22 protein-coding genes, 1 tRNA gene and 1 pseudogene are annotated in these 24,286 nt (G+C 45.6%); 13 read left to right on the plus strand and 11 right to left on the minus strand.

What is annotated here, in order from left to right; genetic code table 11:
• Positions 1-7 precede the first annotated feature (7 nt).
• Positions 8-733 (minus strand): general secretion pathway protein GspB, encoded by a 726-nt coding sequence (locus tag C1S73_RS08610; RefSeq protein ID WP_038866193.1) that lies wholly within the window; start codon positions 731-733, stop codon positions 8-10.
• A complete protein-coding gene (locus C1S73_RS08615; protein WP_038866191.1) occupies positions 733-2,361 on the minus strand; it encodes an ExeA family protein in 1,629 nt (542 codons plus the stop codon). Before C1S73_RS08615 ends, C1S73_RS08610 begins: the two co-directional genes overlap by 1 nt.
• Before the next feature lie 148 nt (positions 2,362-2,509).
• Between C1S73_RS08615 and C1S73_RS08620 the strand changes: the two genes are divergently transcribed.
• Complete coding sequence (locus tag C1S73_RS08620; RefSeq protein ID WP_038866189.1) at positions 2,510-3,730, plus strand: multifunctional CCA addition/repair protein; 1,221 nt, start codon at positions 2,510-2,512, stop codon at positions 3,728-3,730.
• A gap of 70 nt (positions 3,731-3,800) precedes the next feature.
• On the opposite strand, the gene C1S73_RS08625 is transcribed toward C1S73_RS08620, so the two are convergent.
• Genes C1S73_RS08625 through folB form a run of 3 tightly spaced genes read right to left on the minus strand, consistent with a single transcriptional unit; the run spans position 3,801 to position 5,458 of the window.
• Positions 3,801-4,604 carry an undecaprenyl-diphosphate phosphatase gene (locus tag C1S73_RS08625; protein WP_038866187.1) on the minus strand — a complete coding sequence of 268 codons (804 nt, stop codon included), beginning with the start codon at positions 4,602-4,604 and terminating at the stop codon, positions 3,801-3,803.
• Positions 4,605-4,619: 15 nt separating this feature from the next.
• Positions 4,620-5,102 (minus strand): 2-amino-4-hydroxy-6-hydroxymethyldihydropteridine diphosphokinase, encoded by a 483-nt coding sequence (folK, locus tag C1S73_RS08630; RefSeq protein ID WP_038866185.1) that lies wholly within the window; start codon positions 5,100-5,102, stop codon positions 4,620-4,622.
• The gene (folB, locus tag C1S73_RS08635) at positions 5,099-5,458 is read right to left on the minus strand and encodes a bifunctional dihydroneopterin aldolase/7,8-dihydroneopterin epimerase (RefSeq protein WP_038866183.1); all 360 of its coding nucleotides are present in this window, start codon (positions 5,456-5,458) and stop codon (positions 5,099-5,101) included. Before folB ends, folK begins: the two co-directional genes overlap by 4 nt.
• 265 nt (positions 5,459-5,723) lie before the next feature.
• Between folB and plsY the strand changes: the two genes are divergently transcribed.
• Positions 5,724-6,335 carry a glycerol-3-phosphate 1-O-acyltransferase PlsY gene (gene plsY / locus C1S73_RS08640; RefSeq protein ID WP_038866181.1) on the plus strand — a complete coding sequence of 204 codons (612 nt, stop codon included), beginning with the start codon at positions 5,724-5,726 and terminating at the stop codon, positions 6,333-6,335.
• A gap of 36 nt (positions 6,336-6,371) precedes the next feature.
• Here plsY and C1S73_RS08645 read toward each other — a convergent pair whose 3' ends face one another.
• On the minus strand, positions 6,372-7,187 hold the full coding sequence (locus tag C1S73_RS08645; RefSeq protein WP_038866179.1) for an alpha/beta fold hydrolase: 816 nt from the start codon (positions 7,185-7,187) through the stop codon (positions 6,372-6,374).
• A gap of 186 nt (positions 7,188-7,373) precedes the next feature.
• Complete coding sequence (gene tsaD / locus C1S73_RS08650) at positions 7,374-8,390, minus strand: tRNA (adenosine(37)-N6)-threonylcarbamoyltransferase complex transferase subunit TsaD (protein WP_038866177.1); 1,017 nt, start codon at positions 8,388-8,390, stop codon at positions 7,374-7,376.
• Positions 8,391-8,620: 230 nt separating this feature from the next.
• On the opposite strand from tsaD, the gene rpsU reads away from it, so the two are divergent.
• From rpsU to C1S73_RS08675, 5 genes are all read left to right on the plus strand, one after another.
• Positions 8,621-8,836, plus strand: a complete 216-nt coding sequence (gene rpsU, locus C1S73_RS08655) for a 30S ribosomal protein S21 (protein WP_001145625.1) — start codon at positions 8,621-8,623, stop codon at positions 8,834-8,836.
• A 28-nt stretch (positions 8,837-8,864) separates the two neighbouring features.
• Entirely contained in the window at positions 8,865-9,308 is a 444-nt protein-coding gene (locus tag C1S73_RS08660) for a GatB/YqeY domain-containing protein (RefSeq protein WP_038866176.1), read from the plus strand.
• 148 nt (positions 9,309-9,456) lie between these two features.
• Entirely contained in the window at positions 9,457-11,217 is a 1,761-nt protein-coding gene (gene dnaG / locus C1S73_RS08665; protein ID WP_038866175.1) for a DNA primase, read from the plus strand.
• Positions 11,218-11,316: 99 nt separating this feature from the next.
• Positions 11,317-13,179 carry an RNA polymerase sigma factor RpoD gene (gene rpoD, locus C1S73_RS08670; protein WP_038866174.1) on the plus strand — a complete coding sequence of 621 codons (1,863 nt, stop codon included), beginning with the start codon at positions 11,317-11,319 and terminating at the stop codon, positions 13,177-13,179.
• A gap of 144 nt (positions 13,180-13,323) precedes the next feature.
• Positions 13,324-13,399: transfer RNA gene (locus tag C1S73_RS08675), tRNA-Ile, on the plus strand.
• An 84-nt stretch (positions 13,400-13,483) separates the two neighbouring features.
• On the opposite strand, the gene C1S73_RS08680 is transcribed toward C1S73_RS08675, so the two are convergent.
• Both C1S73_RS08680 and C1S73_RS08685 read right to left on the minus strand, forming a co-directional pair.
• A complete protein-coding gene (locus C1S73_RS08680; RefSeq protein ID WP_038866173.1) occupies positions 13,484-13,756 on the minus strand; it encodes a hypothetical protein in 273 nt (90 codons plus the stop codon).
• Between the two features lie 232 nt (positions 13,757-13,988).
• Positions 13,989-14,708, minus strand: a complete 720-nt coding sequence (locus tag C1S73_RS08685; RefSeq protein ID WP_038866172.1) for an SIMPL domain-containing protein — start codon at positions 14,706-14,708, stop codon at positions 13,989-13,991.
• 163 nt (positions 14,709-14,871) lie between these two features.
• On the opposite strand from C1S73_RS08685, the gene C1S73_RS08690 reads away from it, so the two are divergent.
• From C1S73_RS08690 to C1S73_RS08715, 6 genes and pseudogenes are all read left to right on the plus strand, one after another.
• Positions 14,872-15,162, plus strand: coding sequence for a hypothetical protein (locus C1S73_RS08690; protein WP_038866171.1), 291 nt, complete (start codon positions 14,872-14,874; stop codon positions 15,160-15,162).
• A 142-nt stretch (positions 15,163-15,304) separates the two neighbouring features.
• Positions 15,305-17,069, plus strand: a pseudogene (locus C1S73_RS08695) (lysophospholipid acyltransferase family protein).
• Positions 17,070-17,662: 593 nt separating this feature from the next.
• Positions 17,663-19,615, plus strand: coding sequence for a PTS mannitol transporter subunit IICBA (locus C1S73_RS08700; protein ID WP_038866170.1), 1,953 nt, complete (start codon positions 17,663-17,665; stop codon positions 19,613-19,615).
• 114 nt (positions 19,616-19,729) lie between these two features.
• Positions 19,730-20,878 (plus strand): mannitol-1-phosphate 5-dehydrogenase, encoded by a 1,149-nt coding sequence (locus C1S73_RS08705; RefSeq protein WP_038866168.1) that lies wholly within the window; start codon positions 19,730-19,732, stop codon positions 20,876-20,878.
• Positions 20,879-20,963: 85 nt separating this feature from the next.
• Positions 20,964-21,494, plus strand: a complete 531-nt coding sequence (locus tag C1S73_RS08710; RefSeq protein WP_005437418.1) for an MltR family transcriptional regulator — start codon at positions 20,964-20,966, stop codon at positions 21,492-21,494.
• Positions 21,495-21,602: 108 nt separating this feature from the next.
• Positions 21,603-22,247, plus strand: coding sequence for an HAD family hydrolase (locus tag C1S73_RS08715; RefSeq protein WP_038866167.1), 645 nt, complete (start codon positions 21,603-21,605; stop codon positions 22,245-22,247).
• Here C1S73_RS08715 and C1S73_RS08720 read toward each other — a convergent pair.
• On the minus strand, positions 22,201-23,595 hold the full coding sequence (locus tag C1S73_RS08720; protein WP_038866165.1) for a heavy metal sensor histidine kinase: 1,395 nt from the start codon (positions 23,593-23,595) through the stop codon (positions 22,201-22,203). The two genes, C1S73_RS08715 and C1S73_RS08720, sit on opposite strands and share 47 nt — an antisense overlap.
• Positions 23,588-24,277: a heavy metal response regulator transcription factor gene (locus tag C1S73_RS08725; RefSeq protein WP_038866163.1), complete on the minus strand. Its 690-nt coding sequence runs from the start codon at positions 24,275-24,277 to the stop codon at positions 23,588-23,590. Before C1S73_RS08725 ends, C1S73_RS08720 begins: the two co-directional genes overlap by 8 nt.
• Positions 24,278-24,286: the final 9 nt, after the last annotated feature.

Raw genomic sequence — 24,286 nt, forward strand, 5'->3', positions numbered from 1 at the left:
TAGATCGTTACCCTTTCCATTCATATAATGCAGGAATTCGGATCTGTTCCCCTTGGAACTCGACGATCACTGCTTGTGGTTGGATCTCTTTTAACGTGATTTGACCATCCACCACATCACCTTGGTGGTATTCAACGTTATTGATCTTCACCCAACGTCGCTTAGTATCGCTTGAATACATGTGCGTTTGTAAATTCAATGCAGGCAAGCGGCCATGCCATTGGCGTGCATCATGCTCAAGATCGTTCATCTGAGCTTCTGAGCGCGTAGGCTGATCATTGTTCGCCATCGCATTTTCAACTTTCATCGCTAAATCAGGGGACAACGAAGACAAGTCGAGATCATCTAACGACAGTCCGAGATCATCCTGCCCAACTTTCGTTTGCGAAGTCTGCTTTGTTTTCTCTGGCACAGAAAGTAATGATTGCTCACCCGGCACTGATTCATTACTCACATAATCTTGCCCGACAAAGGTGCCCATACTTCTCGATAACTCTGCACTTGGCCACTCACGTTGCAACTGAGCAAGCTGAGTCACCTCAGGGTAGTCAAGCGTTTCAAAGTTTGGTCTTAACTTAACAGGCTCAGGAGCTGGCACTTGAACCGTCATCGGCTCTTGGGCAACTCTGGGGGCTTGCATTTCTGGCGTCAAAAGGTCCATATACCAAGCGACGCCAACAGCGGTTAGGCTTACAGGCAGTAGAAAAAGCCCAATGTGTTTCATCATCGGCATTATGCTTCCTCCTCATTGATTTGCGCTAAGGCTGGAGCATCAGGTTGCGCGCTTTGTTGTAAGCGCTCTAATGTACGTTGACCTGCGATGCCATCCACACCAATGCCTTGCCAGCGCTGGAAGAGTTCCACACGCTCTTTCATTGCACCATCATAAATGTCTGTACTTAGTGGTTGTTCATTTACCGCTTCAGCCAGCAACTTGTCCAACACTTCAATTGCAGGCCCTTCCATATCAAGACGCAGAGTATCTTTTAGAGGCGCTTGCCATAACTCGATGATATTGCCTTGCCACAGTGGTTTTAGCCACGATATAGGTAGGCGCAGGCGATCCTTACCATTGAGCACTTCCACCTTACCATCACCAATCGCATACAAAATGACGTAACCCACTTCCCCTTGATAATTCAGTTCTAATATCACTGGACGATTCTGCTGGACCAATAACGGCCATGTTGCCATCTTTCGCTCACAACGCATTGTTGATTGTGGCTCAGATAAACAAAGATTGTCGCGAACTGAAGCGCGGTAGCCCCATAGTTTGTAAAGATCGTTAACGGCTAAATTTGATTGGGTTTGTGCTAACAGTTGTTCACGCTGTTCATTGGTCAATTGCTCATTCACAATTGGGGCAACAACCGCTGGTTGTATTGGCGTTTGAGCAGCAACCGTAGGTGCAGTATTTGTTGGCACCTCCATAGGCATATTGTGCGTCACTGCCCAACCAACACCTAATGCCGCAAACACACCAATGGCAACCGAGCCCCACGCAGGCCATTCAAAGCTACGGCGAATTGGCTTATCCTGCTGATAAATCTCGGCTTGGAACTGCATCACCTCTTCACACGCTTGATGTACTGTCTGTCGATCAACGACTACATTGCCCTTGTAGTAACTCATGTTCAGTGACTTATCACACACAAGGTTGATAAGGCGTGGAATGCCGTGGCTATAATTGGCGATCAGCTTAGTCGAACTGCGATCGAACAACTGCTGGTCACCACCTGCGGTATGCAAACGAAACGCAATGTAGTCAGCGGTTTCCTTTTCATCCAACGGCAATAAGTGATAACGACCAGTAATACGCTGTGCAAGCTGACGTAGCTGCGTCGTTTGCAGCAAGCGTTGTAGCTCTGGCTGGCCTACCAAGAGCACTTTCAGCAGCTTTCTGGTGTCCGTTTCTAAGTTGGTAAGTAGACGCAACTGCTCAAGAACATCAGCGGCGAGGTGCTGCGCCTCATCAATCACTAATAACGTCGTCCAACCTAATTTATGGTTACGCAGCAAGTACTCATGAATCGCTTGGTTAAGCTGCTTGAGCGTCGCATCTTGCGGATAAGTTACTTTGAACTCATCACAAATAGCCTCAAGCAAGTCTCGGCTAGAAAAGGTGGGATTAAGAATCAAGCCTGCTTTGGTGTTCTCATCCAAATTCGCCAACATAGCTTTCGCGACGGTGGTTTTGCCTGTCCCTACTTCGCCTGTCAGCATGGCAAAACCACCACCATCGCCTAACCCCGCCTGAAGATGCGTGATCGCCTCTTTATGACGTTGGCTCAGATACAGATAACGCGAGTTTGGAACAATCGAAAATGGCAGTTCAACAAACCCGAAAAAGTCCTTATACATTAGGATCTCCAGCTAAAACCCTCCCGCAATCAAATCGGGATATTCCTTATTAGACTTAAACAAAGCGCTAAGTTCTTTTAGATGTGAAGAAAAGTACCATTGCTTGCTACAATGTCCAACGTCATATCCATAAATTAAGAGGTAATCCGTGCAAGTTTATTTAGTTGGTGGTGCAGTTCGAGATCATTTGCTCGGAATCGACAGTTATGACAAAGATTGGGTGGTTGTCGGCTCGACACCAGAAATGATGCAAAGCCAAGGCTACACGGCTGTCGGGAAAGACTTTCCTGTGTTTCTTCATCCCAAGACTAAAGAAGAGCACGCCCTTGCACGAACCGAAAGAAAATCTGGCGCGGGTTACACTGGCTTTGAATGTTTCTTTGATCAAAGCGTCACGCTAGAAGAAGACCTTATCCGACGAGATCTCACCATCAACGCCATGGCGATGGATAATGACGGCAACCTATATGATCCTTATGGTGGTCAACAAGATTTGCAGGCGAAAGTGCTACGTCATGTATCGGAAGCTTTTGTTGAAGACCCTCTACGTGTTCTGCGTGTGGCTCGTTTCGCGGCGAAGTTGGCGCATTTGGACTTTAGCGTGGCAGAGGAAACCATCCAACTAATGCGCGAGATCGCAGAATCTGGCGAGTTGAGCACCCTTACCCCAGAACGTGTTTGGCAAGAATGGCATAAGTCGCTTTCTACTTCCCGCCCAGACGTATTCTTATCTGTTTTAAGAGAGTGCGGTGCGTTAGCCATCGTCCTGCCAGAAATTGATGTCCTGTTTGGCGTACCTCAGCCAGAAAAGTGGCATCCAGAAATCGATACAGGTATTCACACTCTTATGGTGGCCGAGCAAGCAGCAAAGCTGAGTGATTCATTGCCGGTTCGATTTGCCGCACAAGTACATGATTTAGGCAAAGGCGTCACGCCAGAAAGCGAATGGCCGAGTCACAAAATGCATTGTCACACGGGTTTAAAGTTGATTAAAAAGCTGTGTGCTCGCGTGCGCGTTCCTAATGAATTTCGTGACTTAGCATTAATGGTCTGTGAGCAACACTCTAACATCCACCGAGCCGCCGAGCTTAAACCACAAACCATCATCAAAATCCTCAACAAGTTTGATGTGTGGCGTAAGTCAGAACGTTTGCAAGATATTTTAATCTGTTGCCAAGCCGATCATGCAGGTCGAAAGGGCTTAGAAGACCAACCTTACCCGCAAGCAGAGCTGTTTATGCAAGCTTACCAAGCTGCGGCATCTGTCGATGTACAAGCTATCATTAAAGACGGCTTCAAAGGCCCAACTATTCGCGATGAACAAGAGAAGCGCCGCGTTGAAGCAGTAAGAGTTACGCTTGGAAAATAAGCAGATAGGTACATAACGAACAAACAAAAACGCCCGCTATAGAAAGCGGGCGTTTTCATTCGGATTGGGTTTAAGCCGTCAGCAAGAAAGCAAACAAGCCAAAACCTAGAATCAGACGGTAGATAACGAATGGTGTCATGCCCATGCGTGAAATCATCTTCAAGAAGAAGTGGATACAAATATACGCACTGATAAATGAAGTCACGATACCCGTAAGTAAGAAGCCAACATGCACAGGTTCGCCGCTGGTTACTAACTTCATCCCTAAGTAGCCACCAGCCAAAGTGATGATTGGTATCGACATTAAGAATGAGAAACGAGCCGCCGCTTCACGGGTAAAGCCTAAGTAAAGCGCCGCGGTGATGGTTGCACCAGAGCGTGAAGTACCAGGGATCATCGCAAGTGCTTGAGCAATACCAATAAACAGTGCTTTCTTCCAACCCGTTTGGTATTCATCCGCGATTTGCTCTGCGTTCTTATCCACCCACCACAGCAACAAACCAAAGATGATCGTCGTCGTCGCGATCACATAAGCACTGCGTAGGTAAATCTCAATGATGTCTTTCATCAATAGACCGAAGACACATGCCGGGATCGTAGCCAATACAATCATCCAAGCTAATTTGGCTTCTTTGCTGCGGTCGCCTTTAAAGATCGAGGCAAACAACGCTTGGAATAGCGTGATCACTTCTTGGCGGAAATAAATCACCACAGCCATCAACGTACCAACGTGAACGGCAACATCAAATGCTAAACCTTGGTCTTCCCAACCAAATATAGCGGAAGGTAAAATCAAATGAGCAGAGCTGGAAATTGGTAAAAACTCTGTCAGACCCTGAATCAGAGCCAAAATAAAGGCTTCAAAGTAACTCATGTAAACAACTCAAAATTAAAGTGAAAAAGAAACGGGTTTGAGTGAATCAACGGGCTGCATCGCCTGCCAAATATCAGCGACAGTACGCCCATCGCCGGGGATCACTAGATGAGGTTCGAGATCATACAGGGGCTTTGTTACAAAAGGATATTTGTAGATATCACTGCGAGGTAACTCAGGTTTTTGTTGCGAAATGCACTCACCGAACAAGACTATATCGAGATCTAAGGTTCGATCCTGATACTTTTGCGCATTTTCCTCACGACCCCACTTAAACTCAATCTCGCGTAGATGCTGACTCAACTCTTCGAGTGACAACTCCGTAAAAAAACTAATCACGAAGTTGTAGAAGTTCTGACTGCTAAAGCCAATTGGCTCGCATTCATATATCGGTGATACGTGGAGATCCGTTCCAAGTTGCTGCAACTCTTGAAAAGCCGCCAACGAATGCCGCTCCCTATCTATGTTGGTACCGACACCGATATAAGCTTTTATCATGCCTGGCCTCGCTCAATCACAACGCCTACCGCGCGTGCTTGAGGAACGGCACCAGGTTTTGCCAAACGAATTTTTACCCAAGGCACAGAGAAGCGCTGCATGATGATGTCAGCCACTTCTTCTGCCACTCGTTCAACCAGAAGGAAACGACCATTTTCGATGTGATTAAGCACCGCTTCACTTACCTGCGAGTAGTCCAATGCGTCTTGAACATCATCACTTTTACCCGCCGGTTTATTGTCGTGCGCCATTTCGATATCCAGAACCAGCTTTTGCTTAATTTGCTGTTCCCAATCGTAAACGCCGATGGTGGTGATTACTTCTAGTTGTTCAATAAAAACTTTATCCAGAGCCATCTTATGTCCTTCTTTTACAGAGGTCGGATACCCGATACGGGCAATTTGATCGTACTATTCTATACCCAAGCAACCTACTGCGGCCTTTAACCACGTCAATTGGTGGCAAAAGTCACTTGGGTATAAACTGCGAAGACTCTTTATATACAAGAAATCCCATAATGCAAGCTCTATCGCAGAGAGTATTTTTGCTCAAAGCCGAATCGCGGTATGATAGCAATTACTCAGGAACTGAGCATTAAATTCCAATCCATCAAGGACTTCTATGGACGCACTGGCACTGATAATGACAATGGCCGCCTATTTGCTGGGATCGATCTCCAGTGCGGTACTCATTTGTCGTTTGTTAAGGCTGCCAGACCCTCGTAAAGTTGGCTCTAATAACCCTGGTGCAACCAATGTGTTACGCATTGGCGGCAAAGGAGCTGCCGTAGCCGTTTTACTCTGTGACATGCTCAAAGGCACCATACCAGTTTGGGGAGGGTACTTCCTCGGTATCGATCCGATCATTCTTGGTGTCATCGCGATTGCAGCCTGTCTCGGCCATATGTACCCAATATTCTTCCACTTTAAAGGGGGGAAAGGCGTCGCAACAGCACTTGGTGCAATCGCCCCTATCGGTCTGGATTTAACCGGTCTTGTTATGCTGACATGGCTGGGGATCGCCGTCTTGTTCCGCTACTCTTCTTTAGCTGCCTTAGTCACCGTTTTAGTGACACCGTTTTACACTTGGATGTTCAAACCTCAATACACCTTACCTGTAGCAATGTTGTGCTGTTTAATCGTCTTTAAACACCATCAAAACATCCGCCGATTACTCTCTGGCGAAGAACCAAAGATTGGTGAGAAGAAACTGATAGAAAAAAACTCGGCCTAAAACCGAGTTTTCTTTATCTAAATATGGCTTGAAAATCTAAGCGTGCACTTTATTTAAGAAGTCTAACAGCATCTGGTTAACGAACTCAGGTTGCTCCAATGAGCTAATGTGCCCTGCTTCTGGGATCTCAATCAATTGGCTACCCGTAATACAGTCGTTCATCAAGTAAGATTCAAACACCGGGCGAGGCTTATCTTCACGGCCGACGGCAATCAAAGTTGGCAAAGCGAACATTTCTGAATCTTCAATCACATCACGGCGGCCAAACACCATACGCCCAATACGAGCGACTTCGACTGCACGCTCACCTTGTAGATCTTCAAGACTTTGTTTGAATGAAGCGACTAGCTCAGGGTTTACTTGCTCGGCATTATTGGCAAAAAACAGCGGAGTGACAGCCTCAATAATTGGCGCAGGTACAGCTTGCACTTGGCTAATCGTATCTAACATCGCAAAGTACTTCTTGTGCGTCACTTCAGGTTCAAGCCCAATGAAGGTATCCATCAACACCAATGACTTCACACGCTGCGGAGCTTGAGCTGTCAGCTCTGCACCCCACATGCCACCAACAGACAAACCAACAATAGAGAACTGTTCGATCTCCAAATGATCCATCAATGCCAGCATGTGCTGAGCGTAATCCACCAAAGAACGGGTTGAAGCTGGTGCAGCATCTGACTCACCGTGTGCCCAAAGATCTGGCACAATACAACGGTATGACTGGCTTAGCACCTCAATCTGCGGAGCCCACATTTGGCAATCCCACAAATAACTGTGTCCAAATAGCAACACAGGGCCTTCCCCTTTATCTAAGTAAGCAAGTTTCTGACCTTCAATTTCAAAATTATTCATTGTTATATCCATTTATTATTCTTGCACATCATCCTATCACTGAAACGATATGGAACTGCTCGCATCAGTCAGGCTTTAACATTAATTACGTAAAGCCTTTCAATCCAATAGGTAAAAATAAAGGCCTCTTATGAGCAGAGACCTTTATTGTGGTGAATCTATTTCAAACCTTCAGTAGAAGTTTGCTTACGCGATTGGCGTCAGTTGGTCGATTGGCCAACGTGGGCGCGCTTCCACAGCCATGTCCGACACTTCGCCATTCTTCAGGCGCTGCATACCAGCGTAGGCGATCATCGCACCGTTGTCGGTACAGAATTCCGTACGTGGGTAGTAAACTTCACCACCGACTTTCTTCGCCAGCTTCTCAAGTTCAGCACGCAGACGACGGTTAGCACTTACACCACCCGCAATCACAATACGCTTCATGCCAGTTTGTTCTAGAGCACGCTTACATTTGATTACCAGTGTCGCACACACAGCTTCTTCAAATGCTAAAGCGATATCTGCACGTGTTTGCTCGTCATCACCGTTTGCCGCAATGGTATTAGCAGTAAAAGTCTTGAGACCAGAAAAGCTCATGTCCAAACCTGGCACGTTGGTCATTGGGCGTGGGAATTTAAAGCGACCCGGAGTGCCTTTCTCTGCCAGTTTAGACAGTAGTGGACCACCAGGGTAATCCAAGCCCATTAACTTCGCGGTTTTATCAAACGCTTCACCCGCTGCATCATCAATCGACTCGCCTAGGATTTTGTACTCGCCGATGCCTTTCACTTCCACCATCATTGAGTGACCGCCCGATACCAATACCGCAACAAACGGAAATGGTGGTGGATTGTCTTCTAGCATAGGTGCCAGTAGGTGACCTTCCATATGGTGAACAGGCACCGCAGGAACACCCCAAGCGTAAGCAATACTACGACCAATCGTTGCACCAACGAGCAAGGCACCAACAAGACCTGGCCCAGCGGTGTACGCAACGCCATCAATGTCTTTAGGTGTCAGGTTTGCTTCCTTTAGCGCCTCTTTAATAAGAGGAATAGTTTTCTTAACATGGTCACGTGAAGCCAACTCAGGCACCACGCCACCGTAATCCGCGTGAAGTTTTACTTGGCTGTAAAGCTGGTGTGATAACAGACCTTTTTCATCGTCATAAATCGCGATGCCAGTCTCGTCACATGAGGTTTCAATACCGATAATGCGCATGGTTTTCTCAGTGGGCTTTCTGTATAGAGGAAATTTGGGCGTCATATTACCTTGCCTTGGTGCTTCAAACAAATTTTGTACAGACAATAAGCGATAAAAGGCTTTACAAAGCTTATGTGATCGGATTAAAATTCCGCACCATTTTTGATCAAGCTGGTAATAGACCAAATAATTGTGATTTGGTTTACTGAAATCCAGCGTTAACGAATAACCCCTGAGGTGAAAGGCATATGCCAGTAGTTAAAGTACGTGAAAACGAACCGTTCGACGTTGCTCTACGTCGTTTCAAGCGCTCTTGCGAAAAAGCAGGTATCCTTTCTGAAGTGCGTCGTCGTGAGCACTACGAAAAACCAACTACAGTTCGCAAACGCGCTAAAGCAGCAGCTCAAAAGCGTCACGCTAAGAAGCTAGCTCGCGAAAACGCTCGTCGCGTTCGCCTGTACTAATAACTGAGATCCGGAAAGGAATTTAGTTATGGCTCTGATTGAACAACTCAAAGAAGAGCAAAAATTAGCGATGAAAGCCAAGGACAAATTGCGCCTTGGTACTATTCGTTTAGCCTTAGCAGCAATCAAGCAACGTGAAGTTGACGAGCAGATCACTCTGAACGACGACGACATTCTTGCTGTGTTGACCAAAATGGTTAAACAACGTCGCGACTCTGTCACGCAGTTTGAAGCAGCAAATCGTCAAGATCTTGCTGATGCTGAACGAGCAGAAATTACGGTTCTTGAGGATTTTATGCCTCAACCACTGACAGATGAAGAAGTAGCAGCTCTTATCGAGAACGCGATTACTGAATCTGGTGCAGCTGGCATGCAAGACATGGGCAAAGTAATGGGCGTTCTGAAGCCGCAAATTCAAGGGCGTGCAGATATGGGTAAAGTGAGCGGTTTAGTTCGCGCTAAATTGGCTTAACACCCCACCCAATTGCAGCAAGCCGTGCTATCCTTTGGAACGCACGGCTTGTTTGTATCTGAATGAATGGAATAACGCACGGTCGTATGCATGCTTTTCTCCATAACTCATTCACACCAATCATGATTTTTCTTTTTTGTTAGGTTTTATGGCTGGACACATCCCACGCAGTTTTATTGATGACCTCCTAGCTCGACTTGATATTGTCGACATCATTGACGCGCGCGTGAAACTTAAGAAAAAAGGTAAAAATTACGGCGCTTGCTGCCCTTTCCATAACGAAAAGACCCCTTCATTCAGTGTCAGCCAAGAAAAGCAGTTCTATCACTGTTTTGGTTGTGGCGTGCATGGCAATGCCATCGACTTCATTATGGAGTTCGAGCGCTTAGAGTTTGTCGAAGCTATTGAAGAACTGGCGTCTTACCTCGGGTTAGATGTTCCTCGCGAACAACGCAGCGGTGGTGGCGGTCAGTTTCAATCAGGACCACAAGCCAGCAGCAGCGAAAAACGTAGCCTTTACGATTTAATGGGCAGTATTTCTCAGTTTTATCGTAATCAACTCAAGCTACCAGCAAGCAAAGTTGCCATTGAATACCTAAAAGATCGTGGATTATCTGGCGAAATCGTCCAGAAGTTTGGCATCGGCTATGTGGCCGATGAATGGGACTTAGTCCGTAAGAACTTCGGCCAGAACAAAGATAACCAAGACATGCTAGTTACAGGCGGCATGTTGATTGAAAACGAAAAAGGTAACCGTTACGACCGCTTCCGTGGCCGTATTATGTTCCCAATTCGAGATCGACGAGGCCGAGTGATTGGTTTTGGTGGTCGTGTATTGGGCGACGGCACCCCGAAATACCTCAACTCACCGGAAACGCCAATCTTCCATAAAGGTAAAGAGCTATACGGCCTTTATGAAGTCTTACAGGCATATCGTGAACCACCACGAATTTTGGTGGTTGAAGGGTATATGGATGTTGTCGCGTTAGCGCAATATGGCGTAGATTACTCTGTCGCTTCATTGGGCACGTCAACGACTGGCGACCACATTCAAATGCTGTTCCGTCAGACCAACACCGTTGTGTGTTGTTACGATGGCGACCGCGCAGGTAAAGAGGCCGCTTGGCGCGCGCTGGAAAACGCACTTCAATACCTGAAAACAGGTAACACATTGAAGTTCTTGTTCTTACCTGATGGCGAAGACCCGGACAGCTACGTTCGTAAATACGGCAAACAAGCCTTCGAACAACAAATCGAACAAGCGACACCGCTTTCGAGCTATCTGTTTGATAACCTGATTGAATTGCACCAAATCAACTTGGGCAATAATGAAGGTAAGTCGGCGCTGCGTGCCTACGCAAGTGCACTTATCGACAAGATACCTGATCCCTACTTTCAGGAATTACTCGAAAAGCTGCTTGATGAACGCACTGGTTTTGATAACCGCTTACGTCAACCACGTAAGAAGAGCAATGAAACTCGACCTCAGCCGCACAAAGAGATCAAACGAACTCCGATGCGCGAGGTTATCGCTCTACTTATTCAAAATCCGAGCTATGCTCAAATGGTACCGGATCTTTCCTCAGTGAGAGATTTATCCATACCAGGCCTAAGTTTATTTGTTGATGTACTTGATAAATGTCAGGTACATCCCCATATCAACACAGGCCAATTATTAGAGCATTGGCGAAATAGCCAAAATGAGACCCTTCTGTCTCGTCTGGCGAGCTGGGATATTCCGCTCGTAGAAGACAACCTTGAAGAAATATTTTTAGACTCACTGGACAAAATAATTGCCCAGTGCGTAGAAAAGCAAATTGAAAACCTGCAGGCCAAAGCAAGAAGTGTCGGTTTATCAGCCGAAGAGAAAAGGGAGCTGCTAGCTTTAATGCTAGATTTAAAAGCGTAACCCTGATTAATTAGTCAGCAACAATTAAATTTGCTATAGTAAGTGGTTTGCATTTCGCATACTGATTCCTTCACCAGATTACGAAGTTGGATACCGTCTATGGATCAAAATCCGCAGTCACAGCTAAAGTTACTTGTTATTAAAGGCAAGGAACAAGGCTATCTGACCTACGCCGAAGTAAATGACCACCTACCTGCTGAAATCGTAGATTCAGAACAGGTAGAAGACATCATTCAGATGATCAACGATATGGGTATCAAAGTAGTTGAAACTGCTCCTGATGCCGATGATCTAGCACTGAACGATGACACAAACATTACCGATGAAGATGCTGCCGAAGCCGCAGCCGCTGCACTTTCTAGCGTAGAAAGTGAAATTGGTCGTACAACAGACCCAGTGCGCATGTACATGCGTGAAATGGGTACTGTAGAGCTACTGACTCGCGAAGGCGAAATCGACATCGCAAAACGTATTGAAGAAGGTATTAACCAAGTTCAATCGTCTGTTGCTGAATACCCTGGCACTATCCCATACATTCTTGAGCAGTTTGACAAAGTTCAAGCAGAAGAACTTCGTCTAACTGACCTTATCTCTGGATTTGTTGACCCTGACGCAGATGACACTGCTGCTCCAACAGCAACGCACATCGGTTCTGAATTGTCTGAATCTCAACTAGAAGAAGAAGACGAAGAAGACGCAGAAGAAGATGAAGAAAGTGATGACGATTCAGATGATTCTGAAGAAGATGTAGGTATTGACCCAGAGCTAGCGCTTGAGAAATTCAACCAGCTACGCAGCACGTACCAAAACCTTCAGCTTGCGATCAACGAACACGGCTACGAAAGCCCGAAAGCAACCGTTGCAAACGAATTGATGCTAGACGTATTCAGAGAATTCCGTCTAACACCAAAACAGTTCGATCACCTCGTGAACGAGCTTCGTACTGCGATGGATCGCGTTCGTACTCAAGAACGTTTGATCATGAAGTCAGCGGTTGAATACGGCAAAATGCCGAAGAAATCGTTCATCGCGCTATTTACAGGCAATGAATCAAGCGAAGCTTGGCTAGATGAGATTCTTTCATCTGATAAGCCTTACGCTGAAAAAATCAAACGTAGCGAAGAAGAAATCCGTCGTTCAATCATGAAGCTAAAAATGATTGAAGAAGAGACTTCTCTAAACGTTCAAAACATTAAAGACATCAGCCGTCGTATGTCTATCGGTGAAGCAAAAGCTCGCCGTGCGAAGAAAGAGATGGTTGAAGCGAACTTACGTCTGGTAATTTCTATCGCGAAGAAATACACCAACCGTGGTCTACAGTTCTTGGATCTAATCCAAGAAGGTAACATCGGTCTGATGAAAGCGGTAGATAAGTTTGAATACCGTCGTGGTTACAAGTTCTCGACTTACGCAACGTGGTGGATCCGTCAGGCAATCACTCGTTCAATCGCGGACCAAGCACGTACGATTCGTATTCCGGTACACATGATCGAAACGATCAACAAGCTAAACCGTATCTCTCGCCAAATGCTGCAAGAGATGGGTCGTGAACCGCTACCGGAAGAACTGGCAGAGCGCATGCAAATGCCAGAAGACAAGATTCGTAAAGTACTGAAAATCGCTAAAGAGCCAATCTCTATGGAGACACCAATCGGTGACGACGAAGATTCGCATCTAGGTGATTTCATCGAAGATACAACGCTAGAACTGCCGTTAGATTCAGCAACTGCGACAAGCCTGAAAATGGCAACAAAAGACGTACTTGCAGGCCTAACGCCACGTGAAGCAAAAGTTCTTCGTATGCGCTTTGGTATCGACATGAACACTGACCACACTCTAGAAGAGGTTGGTAAGCAGTTCGACGTTACTCGTGAACGTATCCGTCAGATCGAAGCGAAAGCACTACGTAAACTGCGTCACCCAAGCCGCTCAGAAACTCTGCGCAGCTTCCTAGACGAGTAATCGAAGCGATTAAATGCAAAAAAGGTGACCGAGTGTCACCTTTTTTATTATCGGTGAAGCTAAGTGAATAAAAACTAAGCGCAATTGCCCTACCTAGTGGCTAGACACCTTGCAACGCTTCCCCTATAATCGTTGACCTATTAAGGCCCCTTAGCTCAGTGGTTAGAGCAGTCGACTCATAATCGATTGGTCCCCAGTTCAAGTCTGGGAGGGGCCACCAAATTTCGAAAAGCTCGTAGAGAAATCTACGAGCTTTTTTTGTTTTTGGAAACGCGCTTCATTTAAGCCACTAAGCTTATTAGTTTTACGAACGTTCTAGCTCGCACCTTGAGGCTTGATACTCTTGTGTTGCAGAGACTAAGTCTGGGCGATTGATCGCTCTCCACAGAAAATAAGGGGGGATCAAGAACGCGACAAAATAAAACGATTCATGGAAAAACAATTGAGCCGTATCTTCTTGATGTTCACAAAACGCCACCAAGGCACATAAATCCAACAACACACTCAATGCACCGAACACCACAGAAACCACAATTGCTAAACCAAGCAATTCTCTGAGGTAATGTTTGTAAGCCATTCTAGCAATTCCTTCTAGCGAATAAGTGCGGTCAAAATTACGCCTCTAAACCCCTATCTGAATTGACTTTTATCAACTTCACGGCCGAACAAATAAGAACTTAGTTTTATAAAAGATCACTTGCACAAATAAGAAAAATAGCGGCAACTAGAATGCAATTGATTGAGCATTAAAAAAGCCAATCAAATGACTGGCTTTTACTTTTTTATTCAGTGGATAGTAAGACGTAGAGTTAATCGGACAAGTAATATTGAACGGTTGAAACAACGCGTACTTTTTTAATATAAGGCGTGTTGCTATCACGATCGTAAATGGAAAACTGACCTTGCGTTGCACGCTTGATTTTACCAAGCGAGCTTTGTGAATCTTTCGCGAACTTCTCTGCCACTTCACGAGCGTTCTTAGTCGCTTCTTCAATCATGTCTGGCTTGATGTCATTAAGCTTAGTAAAACTGTATTCAATGCGATTTGCATAAGGATCTTGGTTAAGCAACACACCCTGTTTGCCTAGCTCACCGATTTCATTGATAGCCGCTCTAACGACATCAATGTTCTGGCTGTAGACCGTCACCGTTCGATTGGCTAAGTAACGATACTCAATGTCCTGTTCGTTGCCATATTGCTGTGCTTTGCGGTCTGTTACGGCTGGAGAGGATAACGAGAAGTTGGATTCATCCAGTCCCTTTGCTGCGAGAAAATCGAGTACTAGCTTCGTCTGTTGATCAATCTCATCAAACATCGTCGGCATGTCATTACTCGCTACGGTAAACTGAATCGGCCAAATCACCGTATCCGCGGGGTACTCACGTTCAGATAGCCCTTTCACGGTAACCACACGTTCGTAAGCTTTGTACTTAATCGCCGTCTGTTGGATAAAAAAGCCCAGGACACCAAGACCAATGATCAGGCTTAACCCCAGCCATACTGACGACTTATTGGTAATTCGCTCCATTCATACTCCTAATTTCGCTCAATCAATCAATTTGTTATGTCGATAAGATAGTCTAGTTATGGCAATAAAATAGCGACCGAAAGCTAAATTTGTGTCATATCGCTCGAAATGATGAGCTCGATAACATAAAATCGAACAGTGTTTTATTTTTGAGTTTATCAGTATGTTGAAAACAAAATTAATATTGCTCTGTGGACTGCTGATCTCCAGCTTTTGTGTCAGTGCCAACGAGTTTGCAGCTGAAGAATCATTAGCTGAAGAGCAGGTTACTAATGAAAACACGATTGAAGAAAATGCACAGGCTTGTTCAGAAGAATCGTGCACGGGCAAAGGTTTTGATGGACGCATACTGCTAGAAAACGAACCCACTAAGCAGGTGCTGAGCTCGCTAGAAAGCCTGGGTGAAACACTCAACTCTCTTAGTATCCTCATGTTTGCTGGTGATAAAGCTTAAATTTCCCAATACCACCTTCATTATGCTTCGCCTTTGGTCAACAAAGCGTCACCACTTTGTCACCAAAGGCTCATGTTTTTGCCTCTGAACTGTCATCTGTAATTTCTACTATCCAATCAGCAACTTATACGCTGAGGTAAATATGGATAGTTCAACCCCTTTTCGTCTCCCCCGTAAAACGCCTTTTGGTATTGGTGAAAACGTTGCTGAATGGGCAACCGGTTTAAACCAGCTGGATAAGTTCTACGCTCAACGGCCTGTTAATGCCGATACCAAAACTTTTCTTCGCTTCACGCTGGATATCTTAGGTATCGACTATCGCATTGCTCATGGTTCACTCGATTCAGTTCCTAAACAAGGAGCTACCGTCATTGTGGCGAACCACCCGCTTGGTTGTGTGGAAGGCGTGATCTTGGCTGAACTGCTCTTGATGGTCAGAGCAGATATCCAAATCCTAGCCAATCAATACCTTAAAACCGTGCCGGAGTTAGATCAGCTCTTTATTGGTGTTGATGTGTTTGAAGGCAAAGACGCCGTTAAATCGAATATGAAAGCCCTGAGAGCTGCCAATAAACACCTCGCCAGTGGCGGCTTATTGCTTGTCTTTCCTGCCGGAGAAGTGTCCCAGTTAGTCGATGCCAAACAACAACGCTTGGAAGACAAAGCGTGGAGCCGAAGCGTAAGCAGCCTGATCCGTAAAAACAAAGCAACGACAGTTCCAGTATTCATCAGCGGTCAGAACTCGAAACATTTCTATATGGCGGGAAAAAATCCATCCTCTTTTGCGCACCCTAATGCTTGGTAGAGAGCTGCTAAACAAACATGCGCAAACCATCGACTTATCCTTTGGCCAAGCAATCAAATTCAAAGAACTCAACACACTTAGCGATGATCAAGTCGTGAGTTATTTATGACTCAACACTTACTTGCTCAATCGTGAAACCCTATCAGTAAAGCCCTCGTCTTCATCAGAACAGCTCTCTCCAATAGCGGCAGGGTTACCCATAGGCGAATTGCTTGAAGAGCTGAACAGCTTACCAAAAGAGTCCAAGCTGCTAACAAGTGGTGAGTTCGATGTCTACTGCACGGAGTCGCAGAATATCCCTTCCCTACTGCATGAAATTGGTCGCCTACGTGAGCTCAATTTTCGACAGGTTGGTGAAGGGACGGGACTAGCAATAGACATTGACCATTTCGATCATGATTACCTGCATCTGTTTGTGTGGGACAGAGAAAACCAATGCTTGGTGGGCGCGTATCGTTTAGGTCTAGTTGATCAACTGATTGAAAAGCACGGCGTAGCAGGCCTGTATTCACGAACGTTGTTTAACTATGACCAACGCTTTATCGACCAAATGGGTAAATCCATCGAGATGGGGCGCTCAGTGATTGCGCAGCAATATCAAAAGAGCATGAGCGCACTACTGCTGCTCTGGAAAGGCATCGCAACCTTCGTGCATCAAAACCCTGATTACACTCACCTATTTGGTCCGGTAAGCATTAGCAACGACTATAGCGATACTGCACGCCAATTGCTGGCTCAATCAATGACACTGCACCACTACGACAACAATTGCGCAGAGTACGTCACACCTTCTAACCCACTTCCTGAGCACCACCGTGACTGGAACACCAGCATGCTTACCGCTCTGGGGGACTTACAGCTATTATCACGCGTTATTGCCAGAATCGATGAAGGAAAAGGTGTCCCCGTGTTACTGCGTCAGTACTTAAGCCTCAATGGCAAACTGGTGTGCTTCAATGTCGACCCTGCGTTCAATAATGCGCTAGATGGTTTGATTACGGTAGATTTGCGCGATGTTCAAGAAAAGACGTTGGCAAGGTATATGGGACGCGAGCAAACTCATGAGTACCTCACCTACCATGCTAATAGCAACCATAAGTAAGAGCAGTGAGTAAGAAGAGAGTTGTGAGTCAATAAAAAGCAGTGTAGCGACTCTTTTTTTTACTTTTCTATCAATTAGATAAGAACACTTCGTGAAGTATGCCGAAAAGACTCTTATAAATACATTCTATCGAAGAGTCGCAATGACATTGATCACACCAATCCCGTCGCAAACTTTCACAAAATACCAAAAGTGACTCAGATCACATTTCATACCTAGAACAAATCAACACAAAATGTGATATTGATCGTTACTGGTATTTAATTTGAATTCCAAAAGAAATCAAAAGTGATCAAAGTCACAAAGTATTTTGATTTTAAATTTGTCAGAAGATCGAATTGATCACTAAGATTTTTATTGACAGATTTGAAAGTGGCTTTTTGTTATTAAGTTACAAGTTAATAAGTTGAACTTGGTCACTTAAAAACCGTTTCTCAGCCTAAGAAATGCGGGCGTAGATCACGAAAAACCCGTTGTCAGTTCCAATTGGAAAATGTGTGGTAAATTGATTGGGTACTAAGCAATCAAACAAACGGTTTTGGCGAACCGTTTACTACAACAAGATTCATCAGAACATCGAACGGGGAATTGTTATGATATCACCAGATGCCAAGATCAAGATACAAAATTTTGGTCGTTTTCTGTCAAACATGGTAATGCCAAACATCGGCGCGTTTATCGCGTGGGGCTTTATCACTGCTCTATTTATCCCAACTGGATGGCTACCAAACGAAACGTTAGCCTCTATGGTTGGCCCAATGATTACCTACTTGCTGCCACTACTTATCGGTTACACCGGTGGTAAATTAGTTGGTGGCGATCGTGGTGCGGTAGTCGGTGCAATCACAACAATGGGTGTGATTGTCGGCACAGACATCCCAATGTTTATGGGTGCAATGATGGTCGGCCCAATGGGCGGCTGGGCTATCAAGAAATTCGATAACTACATCGATGGTAAAGTAAAAAGTGGCTTCGAGATGTTGGTTAACAACTTCTCTGCGGGCATCATCGGCATGCTATGTGCGATCCTTGCTTTCATCTTTATCGGTCCATTCGTAAAAATTCTTTCTGGTGGCTTGGCGGCAGGCGTTAACTTCCTAGTTTCTGCTCACCTACTACCACTGACTTCAATCTTCGTTGAACCTGCGAAGATCCTGTTCCTAAACAACGCGATCAACCACGGTATCTTCTCTCCACTAGGTATCCAACAAGCGTCTGAGACAGGTCAATCGATCTTCTTCCTAATCGAAGCAAACCCAGGTCCTGGTCTAGGTATCCTGCTAGCTTACATGGTGTTTGGTAAAGGTACGGCTCGTCAAACGGCAGGTGGTGCATCAATCATCCACTTCTTCGGCGGTATCCACGAGATTTACTTCCCATACATCCTAATGAACCCTCGCCTAATCCTTGCGGCTATCGCAGGTGGTATGACTGGCGTATTCGTTCTCACTATCTTTAACGCAGGTATTGTTTCTCCAGCATCACCAGGTTCAATCTTTGCAATCTTGTTGATGACTCAGAAAGGCTCAATCGTTGGTGTACTAGCTTCTATCGCAGCAGCAACAGGCGTGTCATTCGCCGTAGCGGCACTGCTAATGAAGACTCAAACGTCAACAGAAGAAGACGGTGATGAAGCAGCCCTAGAAAAAGCGACATCACAAATGAAAGACATGAAATCTGCATCTAAAAACGATGCGGTGGTAAACAGCCAAAGCAAAGGTGACGTAGACCTAGCGACAGTACAAAGCATCATTGTCGCTTGTGATGCGGGCATGGGCTCGAGTGCAATGGGCGCGAGCATGCTACGCAAAAAAGTTCAAGACGCGGGTCTGAACGTCCACGTAACCAACCTTGCTATCAATAGCTTACCAGAGAGTGCAGATATCGTGATTACTCATAAAGACTTAACGGATCGTGCACGTAAGCATGCTCCAAACGCACACCACATTTCATTGACGAACTTCCTAGACAGCGAAATGTACAACCAGCTAGTAACTAAATTGCTAGCCGCTCAAAAACAATCCGCAGCAAACGACGAACAAATGGTAAAAGTATCGGTCATGGCTGCGAACGATGACAGCTTTGAACAACAGCAACCATCGGTATTCCAAATTCAGCGCGAAAACATTCACCTAGGTTTGAAAGCAACCAACAAAGAAGAAGCGATTCGCTTTGCAGGTAACAAGCTGGTTGAACTAGGCTACGCAGAACCAGAGTACGTAGACGCAATGTTTGAACGTGAAGCACTGGTTTCAACCTACTTAGGCGAATCTATCGCAGTACCTCACGGCACCGTTGAAGCGAAAGACCGCGTGAAGAAAACCGGCATTGTAATCTGCCAATACCCATCGGGTATCCAATTTACTGAAGATGACGACGATGTAGCGAAACTGGTTATCGGTATTGCCGCTAAGAACGATGAACACATCCAAGTAATCACCACCATTACGAACGCGCTCGATGAGCCGGAAGCAATTGAGAAGCTAACTAGCACCAACGATGTGGAAGAGATTCTGAACATCCTTGGCGGCCAGCAAGCGGCTTAATCACTCCCTTTAATTTGCTCCTGAGCAAACCGAGGTCAGCTGTCACCCCCTATGCGGTTGGCCTCACCCTAGATTCGTTTTAGTCAACATTTTAGACATTGGTAGGTAAGAATTATGAAAAACGCAGTTCATTTTGGCGCAGGTAACATTGGTCGTGGCTTCATCGGTAAACTATTAGCAGACGCAGAAGTCGAGGTGACGTTCGCAGACGTTGACGCTCCACTCGTCGACCAACTGAGTCACAAGCAAGAATACAAAGTAAAAGTGGTCGGTACTGAGTGCCAAATCGACACAGTAACTCACGTCACCGCGGTTAACTCAGCCAGTGAAGATGTCATCGACCGCATTGTAAAAACCGATTTGGTAACAACAGCAGTGGGCCCTAACGTACTGGACATCATTGCAAAAACCATCGCTACCGGCATTGCTAAACGCTTTACAGCAGGTAACGATAAACCATTGAACATCATCGCATGTGAAAACATGGTTCGTGGCACCACACATCTAAAAGGTGAAGTGTACAAACACTTGGATGAATCATTGCACGCAAAAGCAGACGAGTTGGTTGGCTTTGTCGATTCCGCAGTAGACCGTATCGTGCCACCAGCAGAAGCGGCAAACGATGACCCACTAGAAGTGACGGTAGAAAGCTTTAGCGAATGGATTGTGGATGAGCAGCAATTCAAGGGCGAAATCCCTGACATCGCGGGCATGGAAAGAACCAATAACCTAATGGCATTCGTAGAACGCAAGCTGTTCACTCTCAATACAGGTCACTGCATTACCGCTTACCTAGGTTGCTTGAAAGGCCATCGCACCATTCGTGAAGCGATTGAAGACCCAAGCATTCATGCTGAAGTAAAACAGGCGATGCAAGAGAGTGGTGAGGTGCTGATCAAACGTTACGGCTTCGACCGTGACATGCACAATGCTTACATCGAGAAGATTCTAGGACGCTTTGCCAACCCATACCTAGTGGATGAGGTTGATCGCGTAGGTCGTCAACCAATTCGTAAATTAGGTGCAAACGATAGATTAGTGAAGCCTTTACTCGGTACAATTGAGTATGGCACTGAAAATAAAACACTTTTGAAAGGCATTGCCGCTGCGTTGAAGTACACTAACGACACTGACCCACAAGCCGTAGAGCTACAAAACTCATTAAAAGAAGTGGGCGTGAAGAAGACGCTAGCGACATACACAGGTCTTGCAGAAAACAGTGCTGAAGTGACTCAAATCGAGACACTTTACAACCAACTTTGATTTACCTAGGGGAGCTTGGCTCCCCTTCTATATCCATCTCCATTGAAGAGTTGGAATAGCTAATAATTAGAAATGTATTCAGTATATGGCAGATAACATCAACGAAACCGAGATCATTGAGCGATTAAACAGCGCACCATCGGTACGAGGCTTTTTCATTGCAGCAGTCGACGTTTTTAACGATTCGATCGACGGGTTAGTGCAAAGAATTTTTCGTAAAGATAACTTCGCTGTTCAATCGGTTGTCGGTCCGCTGTTACAAGACTCGGGACCGCTGGGCGATCTGTCTGTTCGTTTGAAGTTATTGTTTGGCTTGGGTGTGCTTCCCGATGATATTTACCACGACATCGAAGACATCATTAAGCTCAAAAACCATCTCAATAGCGACGCTTCTGACTACGAGTTCACGGACCCTAATATTCTAGATCCAATCAAAAAGCTGCATTTGGTGAAGAAGATGGGCATGGTGCAACTGGAAGTCAACGAACCAGATGACGACATCGACCTTGAGTTTTATCAGCTACAACTGCAACGTCAGCAACAAATCATTAAGTCAGGGCTCTCGCTTGCGATTGTCGAGATCTGCAATGAACTCGGCAAAGAGAGCCCATTCTAAGGGTACATTTTATACCCAAGCTACCTTCAAAAGGATTCGAGATTGCTTAGGTATAACAAGATAACAATGTCAGCCGCTCTACACCCAAAAACGTAGGAGCCCTACCCAATGTTAAAAGCTGTACTTTTTGATATGGATGGACTGATTTTCGATACCGAATCCATCTACAAGCAAAGTTGGCAATACGCCGCTACCAAGCAAGGCTTAACCATCACCGATGATTTCTACCAACAGTTTATCGGTGTCCAAGACCCTGAATGTGAAAGAATACTCTCTGAGCATTTTCAAGACGCCATCGATATGCCGCGCTATAAAGCCGTGCGAGATGAACACTTCCATAATCTAAGAAATCAAGGCATTGCGCTCAAACCCGGATTCGACGCACTGTTTTCTGCCATCAAACAACATGGCTTATTAACCGCGATTGTCACCTCTTCTCACCTTCCAGAGGTAAAACACAATTTCGCGGGCAGCGAGTACCTTGCGCAGTTCGATTTGGTGATTACCGCCGAAGATGTGGAGCGCGGTAAACCAAACCCTGATTGCTATCAAATGGCTTATCGCCACTTGGGGGTGGACGCCAAGCAGTGCTTAGTATTGGAAGATTCGAACAACGGCATCAAAGCCGCACTCGCTGCAGAATGCCAAGCTGTAATGATTCCGGATTTACTTCCACCTCTGCCAGAGCTCAAAGACAGAGTCATCATTAAAGCCTCTCTTGAGGAAGTGACTCCCCTTCTGAGTCAGTTTTAGCTGCTGGCAGTATCAAGCAAAACTGGGTTTGGCCATCTTCTGAAGTGACGCTGAGGCTTCCATCGTAGGCGTGAACAATCGATTGAGTGATCGACAAACCCAGCCCGGCTCCCACGCTACCTGAATGTTGGCGAGACTTGTCGACCCGATAAAAACGGTCAAACAGATACGGTAGGTTTTGCTTGGGAATTGCCTCACCAACGTTGCTGACGGTTATCTTCACAAGTTCATCAACCTGCTCAATATCAACCGAAATCGTCGTCTCGTCATACGCATGACGAATCGCGTTGGATAATAAGTTACTGATAGCGCGTTCAAACATGTTTCGGTCCATATACAACATCGCCTCTCCTGAAGCGGTAATGGCCAACGCTGAATCTTCCGCCAGTATTTCGAAATACTCGATCAAATGAGCCACTTGTTCATGAGCCGCGAAGTGCTCGTTGTGTCGATGGATCAGTTTGTTTTCTGCTTTGGCGATATACAGTAAGTCATTGATGGTTTTAGTTATCCGTTCAAGCTCTTCCAAAGTAGAAGCAATCGCTTCTTGATACTCTTCAGAACTGCGGGCAGCACCCAGTATGACTTGGTTTTGAGTAGTGATGTTAGTTAGCGGCGTTTTAAGCTCATGAGCAATATCAGAGGAGAACTCACTCAAACGATGAAAACCGGTTTGTAATCGATCCAACATCGCATTGTGCTTTATCGCTAACTCTCTTAACTCGATCGGCAACGCCTCAGGGTCAATACGAATATCTAACTGTTCAGGGGTAATATGCTGGATGTGTTTGTTTAAGGTAAGAATCGGCCTCAAACCTCGATTTACAATGGTTCGGCTATACAGAGCAGAAGCTAAAAACGCGAAGCCCAACGACCAGAATAGAATCCACCCCAGTTTATTGAGGAACAGTATATGGTGGTTAATGCTGGTGCCTATCACCACAGTGACATCTTTAGCTTTAAAGGCGAAGGCTCGAATATCCAAAGAGTCTTCATGCCATTCAATCGCATTGTTTTGATTCAAAATCTGCGGTGAACTCAAGGTGATAGACAGTTTGTTAGGAATAGAAAGCGTTGAGTTTTTGTAGGTCTGCTCTCCCTCCTCAAACGCCCACATGTAAGCAGAGCTGTTGTCGATAAGCAGATAAGCCGACTCAGGAGAAACCATCATGGTCTTCTCTATCGCATTATATTTGCTGACCATTTCGTTATAGTCTTGAGTAAAGAAATGGCGCTCAATGGTGTAATAGAGAATAAAGGCTAAAGCGAGGTACACCACCAGCGTCGTGCCGACAAACATCAGCACGAGTTTGTTTTGCATAGACAGGTTGGCAGGGCGTTTAAACATCTGGCGCTTCCAGCTTATACCCCATCCCTCTGATGGTATGAATCAGAGGCGTTTCAAATGGCTTGTCGACTTTATTGCGCAGTCGTTTGATGGCGACATCAATCACGTTTGTATCACTATCAAAGTTCATGTCCCACACCAATGACGCAATGGTGGTTCGTGATAACACCTGACCTTCTTTACGCATCAAAAGCTCAAGCAGCGCGTACTCCTTTGCCGTTAAAGTAATACTTTGCCCGCCTCGCGTTGCCACTCGCTTCATCATATCGAGCTTTAAATCGGCAATTTGCAGTGTCTGAGAAGAGGTCTGTACACGAGAGGAAGTATGATGACGAAAGACATTCTGAATACGTGCCAGCAGCTCAGCAAACGCATAAGGTTTTACCACGTAGTCGTTTGCTCCTAACTCAAAGCCACGCACGCGATCTTCTATCTGCTCTTTGGCAGTAAGCATAATAACTGGGGTATGAATGTCGCTACTGCGCAGCGTGTTGAGCACTTGCCAACCATCGAGCTTGGGCAGCATGATGTCGAGAAGAATAAGATCATAAGGTTCACTGGTTGCGTGATACAAACCATCGACACCGTCGCGAACCCAATCAACAACGTAGCCCGATTCCACCAGCCCTTTTTGTAAGTATTCCCCTGCTTTTACTTCATCTTCGACAATCAGTAGTTTCAATTTCAGCCC

The organism is Vibrio jasicida 090810c, from assembly GCF_002887615.1.
Taxonomy (GTDB): domain Bacteria; phylum Pseudomonadota; class Gammaproteobacteria; order Enterobacterales; family Vibrionaceae; genus Vibrio; species Vibrio jasicida.

Coding starts and splice junctions, on each gene's coding strand:
- C1S73_RS08610 (WP_038866193.1), bottom strand. CDS start 733: ATGCCGATGATGAAACACATTGGGCTTTTTCTACTGCCTGTAAGCCTA.
- C1S73_RS08615 (WP_038866191.1), bottom strand. CDS start 2,361: ATGTATAAGGACTTTTTCGGGTTTGTTGAACTGCCATTTTCGATTGTT.
- C1S73_RS08625 (WP_038866187.1), bottom strand. CDS start 4,604: ATGAGTTACTTTGAAGCCTTTATTTTGGCTCTGATTCAGGGTCTGACA.
- folK (WP_038866185.1), bottom strand. CDS start 5,102: ATGATAAAAGCTTATATCGGTGTCGGTACCAACATAGATAGGGAGCGG.
- folB (WP_038866183.1), bottom strand. CDS start 5,458: ATGGCTCTGGATAAAGTTTTTATTGAACAACTAGAAGTAATCACCACC.
- plsY (WP_038866181.1), top strand. CDS start 5,724: ATGGACGCACTGGCACTGATAATGACAATGGCCGCCTATTTGCTGGGA.
- C1S73_RS08645 (WP_038866179.1), bottom strand. CDS start 7,187: ATGAATAATTTTGAAATTGAAGGTCAGAAACTTGCTTACTTAGATAAA.
- tsaD (WP_038866177.1), bottom strand. CDS start 8,390: ATGCGCATTATCGGTATTGAAACCTCATGTGACGAGACTGGCATCGCG.
- rpsU (WP_001145625.1), top strand. CDS start 8,621: ATGCCAGTAGTTAAAGTACGTGAAAACGAACCGTTCGACGTTGCTCTA.
- C1S73_RS08660 (WP_038866176.1), top strand. CDS start 8,865: ATGGCTCTGATTGAACAACTCAAAGAAGAGCAAAAATTAGCGATGAAA.
- dnaG (WP_038866175.1), top strand. CDS start 9,457: ATGGCTGGACACATCCCACGCAGTTTTATTGATGACCTCCTAGCTCGA.
- rpoD (WP_038866174.1), top strand. CDS start 11,317: ATGGATCAAAATCCGCAGTCACAGCTAAAGTTACTTGTTATTAAAGGC.
- C1S73_RS08680 (WP_038866173.1), bottom strand. CDS start 13,756: ATGGCTTACAAACATTACCTCAGAGAATTGCTTGGTTTAGCAATTGTG.
- C1S73_RS08685 (WP_038866172.1), bottom strand. CDS start 14,708: ATGGAGCGAATTACCAATAAGTCGTCAGTATGGCTGGGGTTAAGCCTG.
- C1S73_RS08690 (WP_038866171.1), top strand. CDS start 14,872: ATGTTGAAAACAAAATTAATATTGCTCTGTGGACTGCTGATCTCCAGC.
- C1S73_RS08700 (WP_038866170.1), top strand. CDS start 17,663: ATGATATCACCAGATGCCAAGATCAAGATACAAAATTTTGGTCGTTTT.
- C1S73_RS08705 (WP_038866168.1), top strand. CDS start 19,730: ATGAAAAACGCAGTTCATTTTGGCGCAGGTAACATTGGTCGTGGCTTC.
- C1S73_RS08710 (WP_005437418.1), top strand. CDS start 20,964: ATGGCAGATAACATCAACGAAACCGAGATCATTGAGCGATTAAACAGC.
- C1S73_RS08715 (WP_038866167.1), top strand. CDS start 21,603: ATGTTAAAAGCTGTACTTTTTGATATGGATGGACTGATTTTCGATACC.
- C1S73_RS08720 (WP_038866165.1), bottom strand. CDS start 23,595: ATGTTTAAACGCCCTGCCAACCTGTCTATGCAAAACAAACTCGTGCTG.